Genomic DNA, 631 nt, shown 5'->3' on the forward strand with positions numbered 1-631 from the left:
CTGGTGCAGTGGCAATGTGGGAATGATCGGCATCTCGTGGGGTGGGTTCAGCGCCTTGCAAGTCGCCGCGCGCCAGCCCAAGGGCCTGAAGGCGATCATCACAGCCTGCTCGACTGATGATCGCTTCGCCGATGATGTGCACTATATGGGCGGGTGCGTCCTCAACGATACGTTGGTTTGGGGCACGTCTTGTTTCGTGCGCATGACGCAGTCGCCCGATCCCGAAATTGTGGGCGAAGACCACTGGCGCTCGATGTGGATGGAGCGGCTGGAGAATGCGCGGCCAACTATGATCGACTGGCTTACGCATCAGCGCCGCGATGAGTTCTGGAAGCAAGGGTCAGTCTGCGAAGATCATGGGGCAATCGATTGCGCGGTTTTCGCAGTCGGTGGCTGGGCAGATGGCTATTCCAACGCAGTATTCCGGCTTCTCTCGAAGCTAAAGGGGCCACGCAGAGGGCTGATTGGGCCCTGGGGTCATAAATACCCTCATTATGGTGTTCCCGGTCCCGCCATCGGTTTTCTGCAAGAATGCCTGCGCTGGTGGGATCACTGGTTGAAGGGCGAGGATACCGGCATTATGCGGGAGCCAATGTTGCGTAGCTGGATGCTCGACTCGGTGGAGCCTGCT

At 59.0% G+C, this 631-nt stretch carries 1 protein-coding gene; it reads left to right on the plus strand.

Going from position 1 to position 631, the window contains the following annotated elements; translation table 11 throughout:
- A partial coding sequence (locus X735_RS0135725) for a CocE/NonD family hydrolase (RefSeq protein WP_031214098.1) occupies positions 1-631 on the plus strand: 631 nt, incomplete at both ends.

Origin of the sequence: Mesorhizobium sp. L2C084A000 (genome assembly GCF_000502875.1) — a bacterium.
In the GTDB taxonomy this organism is placed as follows: domain Bacteria; phylum Pseudomonadota; class Alphaproteobacteria; order Rhizobiales; family Rhizobiaceae; genus Mesorhizobium.